General features: G+C 69.5%; 15 protein-coding genes. 11 read left to right on the forward strand and 4 right to left on the reverse strand.

Going from position 1 to position 22141, the window contains the following annotated elements:
• Positions 1-20 precede the first annotated feature (20 nt).
• Positions 21-2474 carry a DNA helicase PcrA gene (gene pcrA, locus BJ980_RS15710; protein ID WP_179503154.1) on the forward strand — a complete coding sequence of 818 codons (2454 nt, stop codon included), beginning with the start codon at positions 21-23 and terminating at the stop codon, positions 2472-2474.
• A gap of 101 nt (positions 2475-2575) precedes the next feature.
• Here pcrA and BJ980_RS15715 read toward each other — a convergent pair whose 3' ends face one another.
• A complete protein-coding gene (locus tag BJ980_RS15715; protein ID WP_179503155.1) occupies positions 2576-3451 on the reverse strand; it encodes a M23 family metallopeptidase in 876 nt (291 codons plus the stop codon).
• Positions 3452-3714: 263 nt separating this feature from the next.
• On the opposite strand from BJ980_RS15715, the gene sucC reads away from it, so the two are divergent.
• Together sucC and sucD are read left to right on the forward strand one after the other, a co-directional pair.
• The gene (sucC, locus tag BJ980_RS15720; RefSeq protein ID WP_179503156.1) at positions 3715-4884 is read left to right on the forward strand and encodes an ADP-forming succinate--CoA ligase subunit beta; all 1170 of its coding nucleotides are present in this window, start codon (positions 3715-3717) and stop codon (positions 4882-4884) included.
• A gap of 22 nt (positions 4885-4906) precedes the next feature.
• On the forward strand, positions 4907-5788 hold the full coding sequence (gene sucD, locus BJ980_RS15725) for a succinate--CoA ligase subunit alpha (RefSeq protein WP_179503157.1): 882 nt from the start codon (positions 4907-4909) through the stop codon (positions 5786-5788).
• A gap of 159 nt (positions 5789-5947) precedes the next feature.
• On the opposite strand, the gene BJ980_RS15730 is transcribed toward sucD, so the two are convergent.
• The gene (locus BJ980_RS15730; RefSeq protein ID WP_179503158.1) at positions 5948-7798 is read right to left on the reverse strand and encodes a SigE family RNA polymerase sigma factor; all 1851 of its coding nucleotides are present in this window, start codon (positions 7796-7798) and stop codon (positions 5948-5950) included.
• 99 nt (positions 7799-7897) lie between these two features.
• On the opposite strand from BJ980_RS15730, the gene BJ980_RS15735 reads away from it, so the two are divergent.
• The 6 genes from BJ980_RS15735 to BJ980_RS19080 all read left to right on the forward strand — a co-directional run bounded on the left by BJ980_RS15735 (position 7898) and on the right by BJ980_RS19080 (position 16419).
• Positions 7898-9133, forward strand: a complete 1236-nt coding sequence (locus BJ980_RS15735; RefSeq protein WP_179503159.1) for a cell division protein PerM — start codon at positions 7898-7900, stop codon at positions 9131-9133.
• A gap of 115 nt (positions 9134-9248) precedes the next feature.
• Entirely contained in the window at positions 9249-12812 is a 3564-nt protein-coding gene (locus BJ980_RS15740) for an ATP-binding cassette domain-containing protein (protein ID WP_179503160.1), read from the forward strand.
• Positions 12813-12817: 5 nt separating this feature from the next.
• On the forward strand, positions 12818-13480 hold the full coding sequence (purN, locus tag BJ980_RS15745; RefSeq protein WP_179503161.1) for a phosphoribosylglycinamide formyltransferase: 663 nt from the start codon (positions 12818-12820) through the stop codon (positions 13478-13480).
• Entirely contained in the window at positions 13477-15102 is a 1626-nt protein-coding gene (gene purH, locus BJ980_RS15750) for a bifunctional phosphoribosylaminoimidazolecarboxamide formyltransferase/IMP cyclohydrolase (RefSeq protein WP_179503162.1), read from the forward strand. Before purN ends, purH begins: the two co-directional genes overlap by 4 nt.
• Positions 15103-15224: 122 nt before the next feature.
• Positions 15225-16076 carry a bifunctional methylenetetrahydrofolate dehydrogenase/methenyltetrahydrofolate cyclohydrolase gene (locus BJ980_RS15755; protein WP_179503163.1) on the forward strand — a complete coding sequence of 284 codons (852 nt, stop codon included), beginning with the start codon at positions 15225-15227 and terminating at the stop codon, positions 16074-16076.
• A gap of 1 nt (position 16077) precedes the next feature.
• Positions 16078-16419, forward strand: coding sequence for a DUF3017 domain-containing protein (locus BJ980_RS19080; protein WP_179503164.1), 342 nt, complete (start codon positions 16078-16080; stop codon positions 16417-16419).
• Between the two features lie 138 nt (positions 16420-16557).
• Here the strand turns inward: BJ980_RS19080 and BJ980_RS15765 are convergent, their stop codons facing one another.
• Positions 16558-17538 (reverse strand): malate dehydrogenase, encoded by a 981-nt coding sequence (locus tag BJ980_RS15765; protein ID WP_179503165.1) that lies wholly within the window; start codon positions 17536-17538, stop codon positions 16558-16560.
• 97 nt (positions 17539-17635) lie between these two features.
• Here BJ980_RS15765 and BJ980_RS15770 point away from each other — a divergent pair, with 97 nt between their 5' ends.
• Positions 17636-18382, forward strand: coding sequence for a hypothetical protein (locus tag BJ980_RS15770; RefSeq protein ID WP_179503166.1), 747 nt, complete (start codon positions 17636-17638; stop codon positions 18380-18382).
• 63 nt (positions 18383-18445) lie between these two features.
• Here BJ980_RS15770 and BJ980_RS15775 read toward each other — a convergent pair whose 3' ends face one another.
• Positions 18446-19603: an MIP family channel protein gene (locus BJ980_RS15775; RefSeq protein ID WP_179503167.1), complete on the reverse strand. Its 1158-nt coding sequence runs from the start codon at positions 19601-19603 to the stop codon at positions 18446-18448.
• Between the two features lie 183 nt (positions 19604-19786).
• On the opposite strand from BJ980_RS15775, the gene BJ980_RS15780 reads away from it, so the two are divergent.
• Entirely contained in the window at positions 19787-22003 is a 2217-nt protein-coding gene (locus tag BJ980_RS15780) for an NADP-dependent isocitrate dehydrogenase (RefSeq protein ID WP_179503168.1), read from the forward strand.
• Positions 22004-22141 lie beyond the last annotated feature (138 nt).

The raw sequence follows: 22141 nt of genomic DNA on the forward strand, positions 1-22141 counted from the left end.
GACGTAGGGTTGCGCACAGCATGAGCACCTCATTTCCGATCCCCGGCCTCGAGTCCGTCGAGCCACGGCGGACCCCCACCAGTGAAGCCCTCCTGGAGGGTCTCAACGAACCGCAGCGTGCTGCTGTCGTGCACGCCGGGCGCCCCTTGCTCGTGGTCGCGGGCGCCGGGTCCGGCAAGACCCGGGTGCTGACCCGGCGGATCGCCTGGCTGATCAAGGAACGCAAGGCGCACCCCGGCTCCATCCTGGCGATCACCTTCACCAACAAGGCCGCCGCCGAGATGAAGGAGCGGGTCGAGGACCTGGTCGGCAAGCGCGCGCGGATCATGTGGGTCTCCACCTTCCACTCCGCCTGCGTGCGGATCCTCCGCAAGGAGATCACCGCCTTCAACGCCGAGGGCGCGAGCTTCAAGTCCAGCTTCTCGATCTATGACGCGGCCGACTCCAAGCGGCTGATGACCCTGGTCTGCCAGGACCTCGACCTGGACCCGAAGAAATATCAGCCCCGCGCAGTCCTCAACTGGGTCTCCAACCAGAAGAACGAGCTCAAGGACCCCGACGACGCGGCCAAGGCGGTGTCCGAGTCACAGGGCGGCAACAGCTTCGAGCAGAAGTACGCCGCCGCCTACGCGCTCTACCAGCGCCGCCTGCGGGCCGCGAACGCCCTCGACTTCGACGACATCATCATGATGACGGTCCAGCTCTTCGCGACGTTCCCGGACATCCGCGAGGTCTACCGCCGACGCTTCCGGCACGTGCTCGTCGACGAATACCAGGACACCAACCACGCGCAGTACGCGCTGATCCACCAGCTCTGCGCCCACTCGATGGAGGTGGACCCCGCCGACGATCCCGCTGCCACCAGCAGCGGGGAGCGGGTCGAGCCGGCCGAGCTGATGGTGGTCGGCGACGCCGACCAGTCGATCTATGCCTTCCGTGGCGCCAACATCCGCAACATCCTCGACTTCGAGCAGGACTTCCCGGACGCGACCTCGATCCTCCTCGAGCAGAACTACCGCTCCACCCAGACCATCCTCAACGCAGCCAACGCGGTGATCGGCAACAACCAGGGACGCAAGGCGAAGCGGCTGTGGAGTGACTCCGGTGAGGGCGCGAGCATCGTCGGCTATGTCGCCGACGACGAGCGGGACGAGGCGCGGTTCGTCTCGGAGGAGATCGACAAGCTCACCGACGAGGGCGACGTACGGCCCGGTGATGTGGCGGTCTTCTATCGGACCAACGCCCAGTCGCGGGTCTTCGAGGAGGTGTTCATCCGCACCGGCCAGCCCTACAAGGTGGTCGGAGGCGTGCGCTTCTATGAGCGTCGTGAGGTGCGCGACGCGCTGGCCTACCTGCGGCTGCTGGCCAACCCGGCGGACGAGATCTCACTGCGCCGGGTCCTCAACACCCCCAAGCGGGGCATCGGTGACCGGGCCGAGGCGATGGTCTCCGCCTTCGCCGAGCGCGAGGGGATCATCTTCTTCGAGGCGCTGCGCAGGGCTTCGGAGGCCACCGGCATCGCGACGCGCTCCCTCAACGCGATCAACGGCTTCGTGGCGATGATCGAGGAGCTCCAGTCGATGGTCGACGCCGGCGAGCGTCCCGACGTCGTGCTGGAGTCGGTGCTGGCGCGCTCGGGCTACCTCACCTCCCTGGAGGAGTCGGAGGACCCGCAGGACGAGACCCGCGTGGAGAACCTCGCCGAGCTGGTCGCCGTCGCTCGTGAGTTCTCCGACGATCCCGTCGCCGGCCCCTCGGCGGACCCTGCCGACGTCGAGGCCGGGACCGTGACCCCCAATCTCTCCGACTTCCTCGAGCGGGTCGCCCTGGTGGCCGACGCCGACCAGATCCCCGACGAGCCGGACGCGCAGGAGCAGGGAGTCGTCACGTTGATGACCCTGCACACCGCGAAGGGCCTCGAGTTCCCGGTCGTATTCCTGACCGGGATGGAGGACGGGGTCTTTCCGCACATGCGTTCCTTGGGGGACCGGCCCGAGCTCGAGGAGGAGCGTCGCCTGGCCTATGTCGGCGTGACCCGCGCCCGCGAGCGGCTCTTCCTCTCCCGCGCGGTGATGCGCTCGGCCTGGGGCGCTCCCTCGCACAACCCCGCGTCCCGCTTCCTCGACGAGATCCCGCCGACCCTGGTCGACTGGCGCCGTACAGCCGGCGCGCAGACCTCGTGGGGTCGCACCGACCACGCGAGCAGGTCCGGCATCGACTTCGGTGCGCCGACGGCAGCCGGACGCCGCAACTTCGGCAGCCAGGCCGCGCGCCTCGACGCCGCCAAGAAGGCGAAACCGGCGCGGGTGATCCCCAGCCTCGACCCGGGCGACCGGGTCACCCACGACACCTTCGGACTGGGCACCGTGGTCTCGGTCGAGGGAGCCGGTGACAAGTCGGTCGCCTCGATCGACTTCGGCTCCGACGGGGTCAAGCGCCTGTTGCTGCGCTATGCGCCCGTGGAGAGGCTCTAGGCGACGGGCCGTTCAGCCACTGAGGGCTGGACGCTGTCGGGTCACTGCTGACCGAGCGCCCTCGGGGTCACTGAGGGCGGATCCGCAGACGGCGGACTCCGTCAGGGAGTGACGCCGTGGGCGATGAGCGCCTGGTAGGGGTCGACCGGGTCGCCGGCGCCGGGACGCACCTCGAGGTGCATGTGCGGGCCGGTGCTGTTCCCGGTGCTGCCGACGGTGCCGATGACCTCGCCGGGACGGACCTTGTCACCGACGGAGACCGAGTAGGACGACAGGTGGCAGTACCACAGCTCCTCGCCCTCCTCGGTGGTGATGATGATCTGGTTGCCGTAGGCGCCGGCATATTCGGCCGAGGTCACGGTGCCACCGGTGACCGACATGACCGGCGTGCCGTTCGGGGCGGCGAAGTCGAGGCCGGTGTGGCTGCGCGCCCACAGGCCGCTGGACTGTCCGAAGCGGGCGGTCAGGCGGTAGCCGGCCAGCGGAAGGGTCCAGCCCTTGGTCTCCAGCACGGCGGCGTGCTTCTCGGCGGACTTCGCGAGCTTGATCAGCTCTGCGTTGCGCTCCTTGGCGACGGCCTCGGCCGCTTCCTGGAGCCGCTCCGTCGAGGCGTCCTGCAGGGCGTCGCGGCGCGAGTCACGCGAGACGGCCTGCTTGCGCTGGACCTTGGCGGAAGTGGAGGCGACGACGCTCTCGCCGCTCAGGGCGTTGGCAGCGCTGGTCAGCTGCAGGTTGGGGGAGACAGCGGTGGCGACACCGTTGTGGCTCAGCGTGACGGCGCCGGTTGCCGACATGGTCAGCGCGGCGAGGCCGAGCAGGACGGGTGCGGAGGGGAGTCCGCGGAAGAGGGGCCCACGCGAACCGGCGTGCTTGACCGCCCTGCGCTTGCCTGCAGAGGAGGAGTCGGGGGTGGTTCCGACCGGAGTTCCCGGGGTCGCGGACTTCGCTCCACGACGGGGAGCTCGGTGGTTACCCATACAGAAATCCTGAACCTCGGGGACAAACAGCCTCAGACAATAGTCGATGCGACCCGTGTGCGGTCAAACTCCGACCCGGTCCATTGTGGACAACTGTGTGGCATCGCGCAGCGTTATCGCTGAATCTTCTCGATCGGTGCGGGTCAGTTCACATTCCGTTCACACGTCCAGATCAGGACCCGCGGTAGTGACCCTGCGCCATACAGGTCTAGTGTGCCCAATGGAATCCCCGGACTGTAACGAACAGAAAAAGGACTGGGTGGATGTCAGACCTGATGGAGTACCAGGCGAAGGAACTCTTCGCCAAGCACGGCGTGGCCACGACCCTTGGTGTTGTGGTCCAGACCGCCGAAGAAGCCAGGACCGCTGCTGAGCAGCTGGGTGGCGTGACCGTCGTCAAGGCCCAGGTGAAGGCCGGAGGGCGCGGCAAGGCCGGCGGAGTGAAGCTGGCCAAGACCGCGGACGAGGCGTTCGAACACGCCTCGAACATCCTCGGCATGGAGATCAAGGGCCTCACCGTCAACCGCGTGCTGGTCACGCCGGCGACCCCGCCGGTGGAGGAGTACTACTTCTCCTTCCTGCTCGACCGCTCCAACCGCTCGCACCTGTGCATCGCATCGGTCGAGGGTGGCGTGGAGATCGAGGAGGTCGCCAAGACCAACCCCGACGCCGTCAAGAAGATCCCCGTGGACGCGCTCGAGGGCGTGACCCCGGAGAAGGCCGCCGCGATCGTCGACGAGGCTAAGTTCCCCGCCGAGCTGCGTGACCAGGCCATCAAGATGGTCCAGGACCTGTGGAAGGTGTACGTCGAAGAGGACGCCACCCTGGTCGAGGTCAACCCGCTGGCTCGCCTCGAGGGCGACAAGCTGGAGGCCCTCGACGGCAAGGTGTCGCTCGACGACAACGCCTCCGAGGTGCGTCACCCCGACCACGAGCAGTTCGAGATCCGCGAGGAGGCCGACCCGCTCGAGGCGAAGGCCAAGGGTCTCGGCCTCAACTACGTCAAGCTCGACGGCCAGGTCGGCATCATCGGCAACGGCGCGGGCCTCGTGATGAGCACCCTCGACGTGGTCGCCTACGCCGGTGAGGGACATGGCGGCGTCAAGCCCGCCAACTTCCTCGACATTGGTGGCGGCGCCAACGCCCAGGTGATGGCGAACGGTCTCGACGTGATCCTCAACGACGAGCAGGTCAAGAGCGTCTTCGTGAACGTCTTCGGCGGCATCACCGCCTGTGACGAGGTCGCCAACGGCATCAAGGGTGCTCTCGAGCTCCTCGGTGATAAGGCCACCAAGCCGCTCGTGGTTCGTCTCGACGGCAACAACGTCGAGAAGGGTCGCGCGATCCTGGACGAGCTGGCTCACCCGCTCGTGACCCTGGTCGACACCATGGACGGCGCGGCCGACAAGGCCGCCGAGCTGGCGAACGCCTGAGAAACTGGAGAACGCAGAAGCTATGACGATCTATCTCAACAAGGACTCCAAGGTCATCGTCCAGGGCATCACCGGTGGCATGGGCTCCAAGCACACCGACCTGATGCTCCAGTCCGGCGCCAACATCGTCGGCGGTGTCAACGCTCGCAAGGCAGGCACCACCGTCGAGCTGAACGGCGAGACCCTTCCGGTCTACGGCACCGTCGAAGAGGCGATGAAGGAGACCGGCGCAGACGTGTCGGTCCTCTTCGTGCCGCCGGCCTTCACCAAGGCCGCCTGCATCGAGGCCATCGACGCCGAGATGCCCCTCATCGTGGTCATCACCGAGGGCGTCCCGGTCCAGGACAGCGCCGAGGTCTTCGCCTACCTCGACGGCAAGAAGACTCGGATGATCGGCCCCAACTGCCCCGGCATCATCTCGCCGGAGGAGTCGCTGGCCGGTATCACGCCGCACACGATCGCGGGCAAGGGTCCGATCGGCCTGGTCTCGAAGTCGGGCACGCTGACCTACCAGATGATGTACGAGCTGCGTGACCACGGCTTCACCACCGCCATCGGCATTGGTGGGGACCCGATCATCGGCACCACGCACATTGACGCCCTCGAGGCCTTCGAGAACGACCCGGAGACCAAGGCGATCGTGATGATCGGCGAGATCGGCGGAGACGCCGAGGAGCGGGCAGCTGCCTACATCAAGGACCACGTGACCAAGCCGGTCGTCGGCTACGTCGCGGGCTTCACCGCCCCGGAGGGCAAGACCATGGGCCACGCCGGCGCCATCGTCTCCGGCTCCTCGGGCACCGCGCAGGCAAAGAAGGAGGCCCTCGAGGCCGCTGGGGTCAAGGTCGGCAAGACGCCGTCCGAGACCGCTGACCTGATGCGTGAGGTCCTGAAGACCCTCTGATCAACTGATCAGCACGAAGGCCCCCACCGGTTCGGTGGGGGCCTTCGTCGTTCGATCGTGGGGCGCGGACACGCCGCGGCGGTGCCGCTGCAGAGGGGCCCGGTTCAACGGCACGTGCAGACGCGCCGCTGCGCCGCGGTGCGCCCCGGAGCGCCCCGGTCAGTCCTTCGTGAGGTTGGTCAGGCGTGCCGACGCGCGCAGGGTCAGCTCACGGAAGTCCTCGTCGGAGATCTCGTGGTTCCCGTCGCGGACGAAGCCGAGCTGTACGACGCGGTTGTCGCGACGGACCAAGGCCATCTCGAAGTGCACCGAACGTGTCTCGGAGACCTCGATGGAGACCCGCCAGATGCGATAGCTGCTCGTCTCGTCAGACCCGCGGTCGAGCTCGGTGACGGTCGCGGCGGCGTCCTTGTCCTCGCAGGCGGCCATCCGCTCCTCGAGGGAACGGTTGAATGCCTTGGCGGGGGCGGGGGTGGCGAACTCGCCCAAGGTCTCGGTCAGGCCGAAGCTGCTGGAGAGCCGCGCCTCGGGGACAACGTAGCTGCGGGTGAGGGAGCGCTTCACGGCCTTGGTGTTGAAGTCGGCCTTGTCGCAGGAGGTGGCCGCAGCGTTGGACTTGGCTGACACCGGGGTGGTCGCCACCCACGGCTTGTCGACGCCGGAGACCGGAGGCAGGTCGATGACCTCTAGCAGGCCACGCGAGCCCTCCGGAGACGGTGGGGGCATGCGTCGAGCGACCGGCTTCGCCCCCGGGCAGTTGCCGGCGGCCGGGTGGTTGCAGACCGACGTCACGGCCTCGACGGTGAGCTTGACGAACGGCTTGACGCTCTCCCGCTCGCGCGAGGCCACCCGGCGGGCGACGGTCGTGACCAGGTTGCCGCTGCGCACCACGCTGACCGTCCAGGTCTGGGCAGGCTTCTTCCAGGTGTTCAGCATGACCATGGTGCCCTGGTCGGCCATGTCGTTGAGCGCATAGGCGGAGATCAGCTGGGCGCGCTCCTCCTCGCACGCGGTGAACCACTGCACGGTCGCGGCGTACGCCTTCTTGGCCGCGTCCTCGCTGGCGGAGAGCTCGACGCGCTGCACGACTCCGGACTTGGGAGATCCCGACACCGGGAACGTGCGGACCAGGGTGGCCAGGCCCGACCTGTCCGCGAAGCGGCTCCGTTGGCAGGCGGTGTTCAACCCGTCCCCGCTCGTGTTGTCCGAGGTGCTCGGTGCACCGACCCGGTGCCCGGAGCCGAACACCCCATCGACCTGCCGGGACGTCAGCATCGCTTCGACGTTGAGGTGCCTCTCCGACTCCTCGACCTGCTGCTCCTTCTCCGCCTCGGTCTCGGACGCGCCTGCGCCGTGGGCGCTGACACTGCCGAGCTCCGGGGTCGCGCCGCCGGTGCTGTGCACGATCGCGCCGGCCCCGAGCAGTGCGCCGACACAGGCAGCGATGCCGAGCGTGGTGTAGGCACGTCGACGGGTCGTGCCGCGCCGACGGATGATCGTGGCACGCGGGAAGCGGGTGTCCTCGATGTGCGAGCCGAGGCCCTCGAGATGGATCCGGACACTCGTGCTGGGGACGTCGCGGTGGATGGCGAACTGGGCGGTGGCCTGCTGCAGCTCGTTGGCCGCAGCCACATCGGTGAGCCCGAGCTCGCGGCCCATCTGGTCCATGCTGGCCGAGCTCAGGTGGGTCAGCAGCAGTGCCTTGCGCTGGGTGAGGCTGAGGCGTGACAGCGCGTCGAGCGTCGCCTTCGAGTCCTCGTCCAGGCTCTTGTCGCGATGCCAGATCCGGGCGGTGTGCCGACGCTGGGCCAGGCTCCAGGCATGCGGTCGGATCCAGGACCCCGGATCCTCGAGCTTCGAGACCTTGCGCCATTGGTGCCATGCGCCGACGAAGGCGTCACGGACCGCACCCCGGGCCGCAGGGAGGTCGCCGGTGAGCGCAAAGGTCTGCAGCAACAGGCGGTCGCGGACCGACGCGTAGAGATCGTCGAATTCAGTGGGATCGTGCATGGCCCGTCAACCGTACGGGGTGCCCGGACGATGCGGAAACCGGTCCCGCGGCGTGTGCAACCATCCAGCGATGCCGCCCAGGGCGAAGATGGGCGGGAGATGACTGCAACCCTTTCGGCTCCCCGGGCTCCCGGCAGCCCGACCCGGCCCCGTCCGCTGGCCCTGCTCGCCACGGGCGCAGGCGCCTGTGCGGCCGGGGTGACCCTTGTCGCCTGCCTCGTGATCGCGGTGATCGGCTGGTTCCTCGCGGACGGCGGCGTCCACGGCGCGCCCCGTGAGGCACTCCGCACCGGCGGCATGGCCTGGCTGATGGCCCACGGGTCCGGAGTGACGATCCGGGGCGCCGCGGTCACCGCCGTACCCCTCGGGCTCACCGCGCTGTGCGCCCTCAGCACGTGGAAGTTCGGACTGCGCCTCGGGGAACAGGTTGCTGGGCACGGCCCCGATGCCGACGCCCTCTCCGATGGCGAGCGGGACTGGACGGTCCCGGTGGCCACCAGCCTCTTCGCTGCGGTGTACGTCGTGATCGGCGTGCTCGTCTCGGTGCTCAGCGGCACCCAGGAGACCTTGCCCAGCACCGGGGCCGTGGTGCTGTGGTCGCTCGCGCTGGCGGCACTGATCGGCGGGGGCGGGATCGCCATCGGGTCCGGCCGTGCCGCGATCTGGCTCTCCCTGGCACCCGCGAGCGTGCGCGCGACGGCGTTGACCGCGTGGTCGGTGATGCGCTGGTTCCTCGGTGTCTCGCTGCTCTTCTTCGTTGGCTCCCTGCTGCTCGACCTCGGCGCCGCGATGAGCGTGATGTCGCAGCTGCACCTCGACCTCGGCGACGGGGTCATCTTCTGCTTGGTGATGCTGGTGCTGGTGCCCAACGCGATGGTCTTCTCCGCCTCGTTCCTGCTCGGCCCGGGATTCACCGTGGGCACGGGCACCCTGGTCTCCCCGGCGACCGTGGCCATCGGGCCGGTGCCGATGTTCCCGATGCTGGCCGCCCTGCCCGAGAACGGCCCGACGCCCGGGTGGATGCCGGCGCTGCTCGTGGTGCCGGTCCTCACCGCGGCCGTGGCGGTGTTCGCCTTCCAGCGTCAGGACCCGGTCCTCGGCTGGGACGAGGGAGCCCTGCGCGGGGTGGTCGGCGGAGTCCTGGCCGGCCTGGGCCTGGGGGTCCTAGCGGCACTCGCCGGCGGTGCGGTCGGCCCGGGCCGGATGGCCGAGGTCGGGCCACTCGCCGGAGAGGTCGTCTTCCACGCCATGGTCTCGCTCGGGATCGGCGGCCTGATCGGTGGGCTCGTCGCCACCTGGTGGCACCGGCGTACGGCGGGCGACCCCACCGACTGACGGGTGGCCCCCGCTGACCGTTGGCTGGGATGACCGCGAGACCGTGCCGGACGTGACCGGGGCAACGGAAAATGGGATGAGCCGCGTCGGTGTTCCAGCGTAGTGTCGAACGGTTATGACACAGGCACTTGCAGAGACCAGCCAGGACCAGCCCCCGCCCCTCTCCACAGGGGCAGAGGTGGACCCCTCGCGCACCGTCGACTGGCGGCGGCTGCGCTCGCCGCTGGCCGTGATGGCGCTGGTCTGCTCGGCGATTGCCGCGCTGGGCACCACTGCCGGGACGGTGATCGCCGGTCAGCTCGCCGAGGACCCCACTCGCAACCTGGTGCTGATCCTGGCCGCCTGCGTCATCGGCGCCTCCCTGATCGACACCTTCGGCAAGGTGGTCTGGGTCGGGCTGTCGGACCGCGTCGAGGGCCGACTGCGCGAGGACCTGCTCGACGCCGCGTTGGGTCAGCCCCTGGCCACCCTGGGTGAGCAGGCAGTCGGCGAGATCCTCGACCGCGTCGACGACGACACCCACGAGGTCGGCAACCTGTCGCGCTGGCAGATCTGGATGATGTCGCGGACCGTGTTCGGCGTGCTGCCGATGTGGATCGTGGCCGGCGTGACCTGGTGGCCCGCCTGGCTGCTCTTCCCGGCCCTGGCCGCACTGACCTGGTTCGTGGTCCGCCCGATGCTCGGCGAGATCTCGCGTCGCAAGGTGATCGAGGAGATGGCCTGGACGGACCATGCCGCAGCGCTCGAGGAAGGGGTGGCGGGTCGCGACGACCTGCGCACCAGCCTCGGCCAGGCGCACGTCGTGGCCCGCGTCGCCGCCGTCTCCGCCCGCGTCCACGCCCGTTTCCACGAGGTCGTCCAGGTGGAGAGCCGCTTGGCGCGGCGAGCCGGAGTCCTGCTGCACGCGCTGCTCGTCGCTGTCGCGGTGAGCGGCGTGGCGCTGGCCGTCGGGGGCGGGCTCAGCGTTGCCAGGCTGGTCACCCTCTTCCTGGTCACCTCCACGTTCGTGGGACAGGTCGCCATGTTGGCCAACCACCTTCCCGACCTCCAGGCCGGGCTGGGTGCAGTGATCCGACTGCGCCAGATGCTCGCGATGCCACCGGAGCAGAAGGGCGGGCAGCCAGTTCCCACCGGGACGGTGCCTGATCTCGATCTGCGTGGACTCGACTTCAGCTACACGGAGGGCAGCTTCGCCCTGCGCGACGTCACGCTGCACGTCCCAGGCGGGGCGACCATCGCCCTGGTCGGGCGCACCGGGTCCGGGAAGTCGACCCTCGCCTCGCTGATCTCGCGAGCCGTGGAACCCCCTCGCCAGAGCGTGTTCCTGGGCGGGGTCGATGTGCGCGACCTCGACCTGCAAGAGCTGCGTGCCGCGGTGGGGGTGGTCACCCAGCGCACCGAGATCCTCGCCGGGACCGTCCTGGACAACATCACCCTGTTCGGCGACATCGAGCGCACCGTGGTCGAGCAAGCCGTCCGCGAGCTCGGCCTGACCGGCTGGGTGGCCGGCCTCCCGCAAGGCCTCGACACGCCCCTGGGGCCGGGCGGCACCTCGCTGTCCGCGGGGGAGGAGCAGCTGGTCGCATTCGCCCGACTGCTCGTGCGTGACGTGCGAGTGGTCGTCCTCGACGAGGCGACCGCGCGGATGGACCCGCTCACCGAGATGCGCGTGGTCGCCGCCGCGGACAGGTTGCTGACCGGCCGCACCGGGATCCTGATCGCGCACCGGCTCTCCACGATCGAGCGGGCACCGCTCGTGGCCGTGCTCGATCACGGCACGGTGGTGCAGCAGGGCTCTCGTTCCCGCCTCGCCGAGGAGCCCGGACCGTTCCGGGACCTGCTCCTGGCCAGCCGCGCGCACCATGGCTTCGAGGAGGAGCTGGAGGACCAGCCCGAGCCGGAGACCGAGGAGCACTCGACTCCTGACCACGCCGTGGGCGGCGCAGTCGGGGGCACCCGGCGTACCGGACTCCCGCCGTCGTTGCCCGAGGTGGGCACCGGCCCGTCGCTGGCACGGGGCATCACCAGCGCACTGCTGGTGCGCCCCGCCTGGGGCATCGCCGGTGCGGCGCTGTTCCTGTTCGCCTCGCTGCTGGGCGCCCAGGGCGCCGTCACCGGTCTGGTCTGGGGTCGCATCGTCGAGGAGCTGCAAGCCGGCGAGACGCCCAGCTGGCTGGTGCTGGCACTGGCGGCGTCCCTGCTGGCCGCCCCGTTGATGCTGGCCGACGCCTTCTGGCGCTACCCGCGCTGGTGGATCGAGGTCATGCTGCGCACCCGAATGAGCATCCTGTTCGGGCAGACCGCGCAACGTCGCCTGCCCCGCACCCCCGCCGGTGAGGTGGTGGCCCGCTCGATGGATGCGGACCGCTACGCCCGCTACGCCGACCGCTGGGTCGACTTCTTCAACGGCATGGTCATCGCCGCGGTCACCGCGCTGCTGGCCGGCACCTGGCTGGCCGGGTTGATCCTGCTCGCGGTGCTGGTCGCCTCGGCGTTGGCCTCGGCATTCGGGCGCCCGATCGCCGGTCGCTCCGCCGCAGCCGCGTCGACCGCGCGCGCCAGCTTCGGCCGGGCCCTGGTCTCCTCGCTCGAATCGGTGCGCACGGTGAAGCTGGCCGCGGCCACTCCCGACGTACGCCGTCATCTGCGCGAGGTCGACTCCGGGCGCGTGGACGCAGCGGTGCGCGAGCACCGTGTCCAGGCCTTCCTCGACGGTGTGCCGATGCTGATGGTGCAGTGCGGCGTGGTGGCGGCGTGGGCGTTCTACTTCGCCGATGTCTGGGGCCTGGCCATCGCCCTGCTCGTCGCCAACGCCGTCTCCGGCTTCGACTGGTTCGGCCGGGTCGCGGGGATGGTGGTCACCGAGGCACCGGGCACGCGGGCCTGGCAGCAGGAGGCCAGCCGGTTCGCCGGCGGGGTCGACCTGATGCACCTGCCCGAGGGAGTCGACCTGGTCACCGGCGACGCCCCGGCCCCGGCGCCGGTGCAACGCGTCGGGCTCCGGGCGCTGGAGCTGCGCGACTTCTCGGCCGTCCACGACGACGGCACGATCGGTGTGTTCGGGGTCAACCTGGAGATCCAGCGCGGTGAGCTGGTGCTGCTGGTCGGACAGGTCGGTTCGGGCAAGTCGAGCCTGCTCTCGGCGCTGACCGGGCTCATCGGTCACCGCGGTGAAGTCCTCTGGAACGGCGAGCCGGTCACCGACCCCGAGACCTTCATGCGCCCGGGCAACGTGAGCCACGTGGCCCAGGTGCCCCGGGTTCTCTCCGGGACGTTCGCCGACAACGTCCGTCTCGGTCACGAACGGGCCTTCGACGAACCGGTGCGCGACGCCCGGCTGGAAGCCGACGTCAGCGACGCGGGTGGCCCCGGCGCCCTGGTCGGGCACCGCGGCGTACGCCTGTCCGGTGGACAGGTGCAGCGCCTCGCCCTGGCACGAGCGCTGGCGACCGAGGCCGAGCTGGTGCTCGCCGACGACGTGTCCAGTGCCCTGGACGCCAGCACCGAGATCGAGCTGTGGAGCGCGCTGCGAGCGCGCCAGGCGACGGTGATCGGCGCGAGCGCGAAGCGGGCTGCGCTGGCCCGCGCGGACCGGGTCGTGGTTCTGGTCGACGGGGAAGTGGCGGGCGTGGGCCCCTGGTCCGAGCTGGCACCCCGGTGGGGGCACCTGGCTGGCTGACACCGATGCGGGGGACCGGCACGGGGGCCGATAAACTCCCGTGCGTGGTCACCCCCTCCCGCACCAAGCGTCTCGTGGTGCTCGTCTCCGGCGCAGGCACCAACCTGCAGGCGCTGATGGACGCGTGCCAGGACCCGGCGTACGGCGCGAGTGTGGTTGCGGTGGGCGCCGATCGTGAGGGCGTCGAGGGCCTGGCCCGCGCCGAGCGTGCCGGCATCCCCACCTTCGTGCGCTCGGTGAAGCAGTTCACCTCCCGTGGCAAGTGGGACCGCTCGCTCGCCGAGACGGTGTCTCGCTTCGACCCCGACGTGGTCGTGCTGGCCGGCTTCATGAAGCTGGTCGGCGAGGACTTCCTCGAGGCCCACGGTGGTCGGGTCGTCAACACCCACCCTGCACTGTGCCCGGCGTTCCCCGGCACGTCCGGTCCGGCCGACGCACTCGCCTACGGCGTGAAGGTCACCGGCGCCACCCTCTTCGTGGTCGACGGCGGAGTCGACACCGGGCCGATCATCGCCCAGGCAGTCGTCCCGGTCGAGGACGACGACGACGTGGCCAGCCTGCACGAACGAATCAAGGTCGCCGAGCGCACCATGCTCGTCGACAACGTGGGCCGGATGGCCCGCGAAGGAATCATCATCACCAACAGGAAGGTCCGGTTCGGATCATGAGTGCCGCCCCCGTGGACAGGATCGAGATCAAGCGGGCCCTGGTGTCCGTCTATGACAAGTCGGGACTGGAGGAACTGGTCCGGGGCCTGCACGCCGCGGGCGTCACCCTGGTCTCCACCGGCGGTTCGGCCCGGCTGATCTCCGACCTGGGCCTGCCCGTGGTCAAGGTCGAGGACCTGACCGGCTTCCCGGAGTGCCTCGACGGCCGGGTCAAGACCCTGCACCCCAAGGTGCACGCTGGCATCCTCGCCGACCGTCGCCTGGACTCCCACGTGCAGCAGCTGGCCGAGCTGGAGGTGGAGCCTTTCGACCTGGTCGTCTCCAACCTGTACCCGTTCACCCAGACCGTCCTCTCCGGGGCCACCCCGGACGAGTGCGTCGAGCAGATCGACATCGGCGGCCCGTCAATGGTCCGCGCCGCGGCCAAGAACCACCCCTCGGTCGCGATCGTGACCTCCCCGGACGCCTACGGCGAGGTCCTCGAGGCCGTCGCCGCCGGTGGCTTCACCCTCGAGCAGCGCAAGAAGCTGGCTGCCGAGGCATTCGTGCACACCGCCACCTATGACGTCGCTGTTGCCTCCTGGATGGGCAGCGTGCTGACCGACACCTCCGACGGCTCCGGCTTCGCCCCCTGGATGGCGGCGACCTGGACCAAGTCCGACGTACTGCGCTACGGCGAGAACCCGCACCAGAAGGCGGCCGTCTACCGGATCGGCCGTCAGCCCGAGGGCGGGGTCGCCCAGGGTGTGCAACTGCACGGCAAGGAGATGTCCTACAACAACTTCATCGACGCCGACGCGGCCTACCGGGCGGCCTACGACCACGGCGAGAACCCCACCGTGGCGATCATCAAGCACGCCAACCCGTGCGGCATCGCGGTCGGCAACCCCGACGACAACATCGCGGCGGTGCACGCCAAGGCGCACGCCTGCGACCCGGTCTCGGCCTATGGCGGCATCATCGCCACCAACCGACCGGTCACCGCCGAGATGGCCGAGACGGTCAAGGACATCTTCACCGAGGTCATCGTGGCGCCCGGCTTCGACGGTGCCGCGCTCGACATCCTCACCGCCAAGAAGAACCTGCGCCTGCTGGTTGCCAACCCGCCCCTGCCCGGTGGGGTGGAGTTCCGCCCGATCTCCGGCGGGCTCCTGGTGCAGGAACGCGACGGGATCGACGCGGCGGGTGAGATCACCAACAAGGACGGCAGCACCTCGACCACTGGTGACGACGCGTCGCGGTGGCGCCTGGTTGCCGGCGCACCTGCCGACGAGGCCACCGTGGCCGACCTGCAGTTCGCCTGGCGTGCGATCCGCGCGGTGAAGTCCAACGCGATCCTGCTCGCCAACGACGGCGCCTCCGTCGGTGTCGGCATGGGCCAGGTCAACCGCGTCGACTCCTGCGGACTGGCCGTCTCCCGTGCCGGGGACCGCGCTGCCGGCTCGGTCGCTGCCTCGGACGCCTTCTTCCCGTTCGCCGACGGCCTCGAGGTGCTCCTCAACGCCGGCGTGCGCGCGGTGGTCGCCCCCGGCGGCTCGATCCGCGACGAGGAGGTCATCGCCGCGGCCGAGAAGGCCGGCGTGACGATGTACTTCACCGGAACCCGCCACTTCGCCCACTGATCCGCGGCCGTCCTGCACCGGTCGCGCCGGTCGTTGCCGATGCGGGACGTTTCACTCCATGGCCTGCGTTGCGGCCGCTCGCCGCCACGACGCACGACGTCCCCAGATGACAGGATGACCACGTGACTGCACAGAAGCTCGACGGATCCGCGACCGCTGCTGCCATCAAGGAGGAGCTGCGCAGTCGCGTGGCTGCTCTCAAGGAGCAGGGGATCACCCCGGGGCTGGGCACGATCCTGGTCGGCGACGACCCTGGCAGCCGGTGGTATGTCAACGGCAAGCACAAGGATTGTGCAGAGGTCGGGATCGAGTCCATCCGGACCGACCTGCCCGAGGTCGCCTCGCAGGAGGAGATCGAGGACGCCGTCCGCTCCCTCAACGAGGACCCTGCCTGCACCGGCTACATCGTCCAGCTGCCGCTCCCGCGTGGGCGTGATGAGAACCGCGTGCTCGGTCTGATCGACCCGGCCAAGGACGCCGACGGCCTGCACCCGACCAACCTCGGCTGGCTGGTGCTCGGCAACGAGGCGCCGCTGCCGTGCACGCCGTACGGCATCGTCGAGCTGCTGCGCCGTCACGACGTCGCGATCGCCGGGGCCGAAGTGGTCGTGATCGGTCGCGGTGTCACTGTTGGTCGCCCCCTGGGCCTGCTGCTCACCCGCCGCTCCGAGAACGCCACGGTCACCCTGTGCCACACCGGCACCGTCGACCTGGCCGCTCACGTGAAGGGCGCCGACATCGTCGTGGCCGCTGCGGGCGTGCCGGGCATCATCACCGGCGACATGGTCAAGCCCGGTGCCGCCGTGCTCGACGTCGGGGTCTCCCGCGTCGACGGCAAGATCGCCGGGGACGTGGCCGCAGACGTCTGGGACGTGGCGGGCTGGGTCTCCCCGAACCCGGGCGGAGTGGGTCCGATGACCCGCGCGATGCTGCTGGCCAACGTGGTCTCGATCGCCGAGAGCCAGTCGGCCTGACGTGTCCGGATCAGAGGAGCCCGACTCCCGCTCCGAGAACAAGGTCGACCTGCGCAAGGCCACCGAGGTCACCAAGCCCCGCACCCTGGGCGGCCTGGTCTATCTGGGAGTCCTTGCCGGCGCGTTGACCGGCGTGGTCGTGGCCGCACTCGGGCCGTGGCGCGTCGGGGTGAGCGTCCTGGCGGTGTCGATGCTGCTGGGCGCGGGCGCCCGTCTGATGATCCCCGAGGCGAACACCGGGATGCTCAAGGTGCGCAACCGCTACGTCGATGCCGCGATCCTGGTCGCGATGGGCGTCGCGATCATCGTGCTGGCGACCACGATCCCCGACCAGATCCGCTGATCACGCCGATCGCCCCGTCGATCGCCCGTCATTTGTTCGTCATTCGTCCGAACGCAACGCTGGCGCCCCACACGCGGGCATGACCGAAATGCGAGAACGGCCGCCATCCCCTCGGGGACGGCGGCCGTTCGCGGTGGATCAGATCAGACCGAGCTCGGTGACCGCGGTGCGCTCTTCGGCGAGCTCAGCGGTGGAGGCGTCGATCCGGGCGCGCGAGAACTCGTCGATCTCGAGGCCCTGGACGATCTCCCAGTTGCCGTCCTTGGTGGTGACGGGGAAGGAGGAGATCAGGCCCTCGGGAACGCCGTACGAGCCGTCGGAGCGAACGGCCATCGAGACCCAGTCGCCCTCGGCCGAGCCGTTCAGCCAGTCGCGGGCCGCATCGCAGGTCGCCGAGGCGGCCGACGCGGCCGAGGAGGCACCGCGTGCGTCGATGATGGCCGCGCCGCGCTTGGCGACGGTCGGGATGAAGTCGTTCTCGATCCAGGCCTGGTCACCCACGACCTCGGCCGCGTTCTTGCCGCCGATCTCGGCGTGGAAGACGTCGGGGTACTGGGTGGCCGAGTGGTTGCCCCAGATCGTCATCTTCTTGATGTCGTTGACGCTGGCACCGGTCTTCGCGGCGAGCTGCGAGATCGCCCGGTTGTGGTCCAGGCGGGTCAGCGCCGAGAACCGCTCGTCGGGGATGTCGGGGGCGTTGGTCATCGCGATCAGGGCGTTGGTGTTGGCCGGGTTGCCGGTGACACCGATGCGTACGTCGTCCGCGGCGGCGGCGTTGAGTGCCTTGCCCTGGGCGGTGAAGATGGCGCCGTTGGCCGAGAGCAGGTCACCGCGCTCCATCCCCGGACCACGGGGGCGGGCGCCGACGAGCAGGGCGAGGTTGACGCCGTCGAAGATCTTCTCGGCGTCGTCGCCGATCTCGACCGCGGTCAGGTTCGGGAACGCGCAGTCGTCGAGCTCCATCACGACGCCCTCGAGCGCCTTCAGGGCAGGGGTGATCTCGAGCAGTCGCAGCTCGATGGGCCGGTCGCCCAGGGCGCCACTGGCCAAACGGAAGAGCAGGCTGTAGCCGATCTGGCCGGCGGCGCCGGTGACGGCAACCTTGAGCGGTGTGCTCACGGGGGTCTCCTTCGAGGAAGCGGATGATCGACTCCGACGCTAGCAGCGGCAGCGGCCGGCGGGCAGTCCGGGTTCCGTGGATGGGATGCTGTAGCCCATGCCTGCGAATCGGACCCGCGTCCCGGCCCTTGCGCTTGCGGCGGTCCTCGCCGGTGCGGTCCTGACCGGCTGTGGCTCGGCCCCGGAGCGGATCGATCCGTCCGGGGTGGACGGGCTCGTCATCCCTGCACCCGAGATCGACACCCACGACTTCGACGATCCTCGGGCCAACGACTGGTTCCCGCTCGAGCCCGGGTCGGTCTCGCTGTTCCGGCACGAGGGGGAGACCCTGGCCACCGAGACCGAGCTGAGTGTTCTCGACGACGACCTGGTGATCGCGGGCGTGGCGACCACGCCGATCAGGACGGTGGTCCGCTCGGCCGACGAGGTGCTGACCGAGACCACGTCCTGGTATGCCGCTGACGACCGGGGGAACGTCTGGCTCTTCGGCCAGGAGGTGACCGCGCTGGTGGACGGCCGGCCCAAGGTCCAGTCCTCGTGGAAGGCCGGTGTGGGCCGCGCCGAGGCAGGTCTGGTGATGCCGGCCGTGCCACGAGTCGGTGACGGGTTCGCTGCCGGGTCCGACAAGGGGAGACCCGTGGGGCGGATCGAGGTGCTGGATCTGGTTGGCTCGGTCCGGGTGCCTGCCGGTGACTTCGAGGACGTGGTCACGGTGAGCGTTGCCCAACAGGTCCTGCCGGGGATCACCGAGACCCGCTCCTATGCCCGCGACGTCGGGCTGGTGCGGGCTGAGCAGTCCGGGAACGCGTTCGGCGAGATGGAACTGGCCGAACGCCGGGGATGATCCCCGGCATCCGGCCAGTGCCCAGGGTGTGGTGCCCCGGGTGTCGTTCTTGAGCGCGGTGCCTCAGTCGTTCGGGCGGATCTGGGTGCGCGAGCCGTCGTCGGGACCCTCGGGGGTGTCCCACTGCTGCTGTCCCTGTTCCTGGCCCTGGCCCGGCGTGCCCCACTGCTGCTGACCCGGGTCGGGTGCCGGGGCTGCGCCCCACTGCTGCGGGGCGTTCGGCTGGGCGTTCGGGTCGTAGCCGCCCTGCTGGGGCTGGCCGCCCCACTGCTGCTGCGCCGGGTCGGGTGCGGGGGCTGCGCCCCACTGCTGGGGTGCGTTCGGGTCGTAACCACCCTGCTGGGGCTGACCGCCCCACTGCTGCTGGCCGCCCCACTGCTGGGCGTTCGGGTCGAACCCGCCCTGCTGGCCGGGGTGGCCGTTGGGGTCCCAGCCGGCGGCGAAGCCGGTCGCCTGCGGGTTGCCGCCACCGAAGTTGAGCCCGGAGCCGGGAACTCGGTCGCCGTCCGAACCGAAGATGAGCGCGTAGGTCAGACCGGCGATCGCAGCGCCGACGAGCGGAGCGACGATGAAGAGCCACAGCTGGATGATCGCGTCGGAGCCGGCGAAGAGGGCGGGGCCGATCGAACGGGCCGGGTTGACCGACGTGCCGGTCAACGGGATCAGCACGAGGTGGATCCCGGTCAGGGCCAGACCGATGGCTGCAGGGGCGGCTGCGGCACTGGGGTTGCGCTTGTCGGTCGCGGCGAGGATGGCATAGAGGAAGAGCGCGGTCGCGATGATCTCCACGATCAGCGCCGACCAGAGCGCCAGGCCGGAGCCGTCGTCACCGAAGCTGTTCTGCCCCATCGAGCCTTCGGCGTCCCAGCCGTCGAAGCCCTTGTAGATCAGGAAGAGGACGGCGGCGGCGACGATGGCCGAGACCACCTGGACGGCGGCATAGATCCCCGCCTGGACCCAGGCGATTCGGCCAGCCAGTGCGGCACCCACGGAGACCGCCGGGTTGAAGTGCCCACCGGAGATGTGACCCACGGCGTAGGCCATCACCAGGACCGAGATGCCGAAGGCGAGGGCGACGCCGGTGACGCCGACCTTGTCGATGGACATCGCAGCGCCGACGCCGAAGAAGACGAGGACGAAGGTGCCCAGCGCCTCGGCACCGAGCTTCTGGGCAAGAGTCGGTGGTGCGGTGGTCGGGTGTGCGGCTTCTGTGTCGGTCATCCGAGAACCCCTCAATGCAGGCGTGAACCCCTGGCGTTCAGGGGACGCACCGCACTCTAGACGACGCAGGGTGCTCGACTCTGGACCCGCGAGGACCCGGGTGCGAGGCTGGGCCTGGAACAGGCGTCAGGTATCTTGACGTCAAGACAGATGAGAACCCGACAGCAGGGAGATGCCGCACCCATGGCCAAGATCCTCTACACCTACACCGACGAGGCGCCGATGCTGGCGACTCACTCCTTCCTCCCGATCATCTCGGCCTACGCCTCCACCGCCGGCGTGGACGTGGAGACCCGCGACATCTCCCTGGCCGCGCGCATCCTGGCCCAGTTCACCGACCTCCTCCCTGCGGAGCAGCAGGTCGAGGACACGCTCGCCGAGCTCGGCGCGCTGGCCAAGACCCCCGAGGCCAACATCATCAAGCTGCCCAACGTGAGCGCCTCGATCCCGCAGCTCAAGGCCGCGGTCAAGGAGCTCCAGGCCCAGGGTTACGCCCTGCCCGACTATCCCGACGAGGTCCGCTCGGACGAGGACAAGGACATCCGGGCCCGCTACGACAAGGTCAAGGGCTCGGCCGTCAACCCAGTCCTGCGTGAGGGCAACTCGGACCGCCGCGCCCCCGCCTCGGTCAAGGCCTACGCCCGCAAGAACCCGCACTCGATGGGTGCCTGGACCGCGGACTCCAAGACCAACGTGGCCACGATGGAGGACGGCGACTTCCGGCACAACGAGAAGTCGGTGATCATCGCGGCCGATGACGAGCTGCGCATCCAGCACGTCGCCGAGGACGGCACCACCACCGTCCTGCGCGAGTCCGTCCCGGTCCTGGCCGGCGAGGTCATCGACGGCACGGTCATGCACGTGGCCCAGCTGCAGGAGTTCCTCAAGGCCCAGATCGAGCGCGCCAAGGCCGACGACGTCCTGTTCTCGGTGCACCTCAAGGCGACGATGATGAAGGTCTCGGACCCGATCATCTTCGGTCACGTCGTCAAGGCATTCTTCGCCGACGTCTTCGAGCAGTACGGCGACCAGCTCGCCGCCGCCGGCCTCTCGGCCAACGACGGTCTCGGTGGCATCCTGGCCGGCCTCGACAAGCTCGAGAACGGTGCCGAGATCAAGGCCGCGTTCGACAAGGGCATTGCCGAGGGTCCCCGCCTGGCGATGGTCGACTCCGACAAGGGCATCACCAACCTGCACGTGCCGAGCGACGTGATCGTCGACGCCTCCATGCCGGCGATGATCCGCACGTCGGGTCACATGTGGGGCCCCGACGGCAACGAGGCCGACACCCTCGCCGTCCTCCCCGACAGCAGCTACGCCGGCATCTACCAGGCCGTCATCGAGGACTGCCGTGCCAACGGCGCCTACGACCCGACCACGATGGGCTCCGTGCCCAACGTCGGGCTGATGGCCCAGGCAGCCGAGGAGTACGGCTCGCACGACAAGACCTTCGAGCTGGCCTCGGCCGGCAAGGTGCAGGTGGTCAACAAGGCCGGCGAGGTGCTGATCGAGCACGACGTCGAGACCGGTGACATCTGGCGTGCCTGCCAGACCAAGGACGTCCCGATCCGCGACTGGGTCAAGCTCGCAGTGACCCGGGCCCGTGCCTCGCAGACCCCGGCCGTGTTCTGGCTCGACGAGACCCGTGCCCACGACGCCAACCTGATCGCGCTGGTCAACGAATACCTCGCCGAGCACGACATCGACGGCCTCGACATCCGGATCCTCTCGCCGATCGAGGCGACCAGGTTCTCGGTCGAGCGGATCCGCAAGGGTCAGGACACCATCTCGGTGACCGGCAACGTGCTGCGCGACTACAACACCGACCTGTTCCCGATCCTCGAGCTCGGCACCAGCGCCAAGATGCTCTCCGTCGTCCCGCTGATCAACGGCGGTGGCCTGTTCGAGACCGGCGCCGGCGGCTCTGCGCCCAAGCACGTGCAGCAGCTGGTCAAGGAGAACTACCTGCGTTGGGACAGCCTCGGTGAGTTCCTGGCACTCGCTGTCAGCTTCGAGCACTTCGCGCAGACCAACGACAACGCGCGGGCGCAGATCCTGGCCGACACCCTGGATCGCGCCACGGGCACGTTCCTCCTCGAGAACAAGTCCCCGGCGCGCAAGGTCGGCTCGATCGACAACCGTGGCTCGCACTTCTACCTCGCGCTGTTCTGGGCCGAGGAGCTCGCCAAGCAGACCGAGGACGCGGAGCTCGCCGCTGCGTTCGCGGAGCTCGCGGGTGCGCTGCGCAGCAACGAGGAGAAGATCAACGCCGAGCTGATCGGTGTGCAGGGCAGCCCGGCCGACGTGGGCGGCTACTACAAGGTCGACCAGGCCAAGGCCGACAAGGTGATGCGTCCCTCGGACACGCTCAACGCGCTGATCGACGCACTCAGCGTCTGAGCCACACCGAACCGGTCCGTCCCGACACCTGTCGCGACGGGCCGGTTCGGCATTTCAGCGGCTCAGGCACTGCAGGACCGGAACGGCAACCCGTGCGACGTGCCCGACGCCACGGAATAGGTCGGATACGCGCCGAGG

Origin of the sequence: Nocardioides daedukensis (genome assembly GCF_013408415.1) — a bacterium.
Taxonomy (GTDB): Bacteria; Actinomycetota; Actinomycetes; order Propionibacteriales; family Nocardioidaceae; genus Nocardioides; species Nocardioides daedukensis.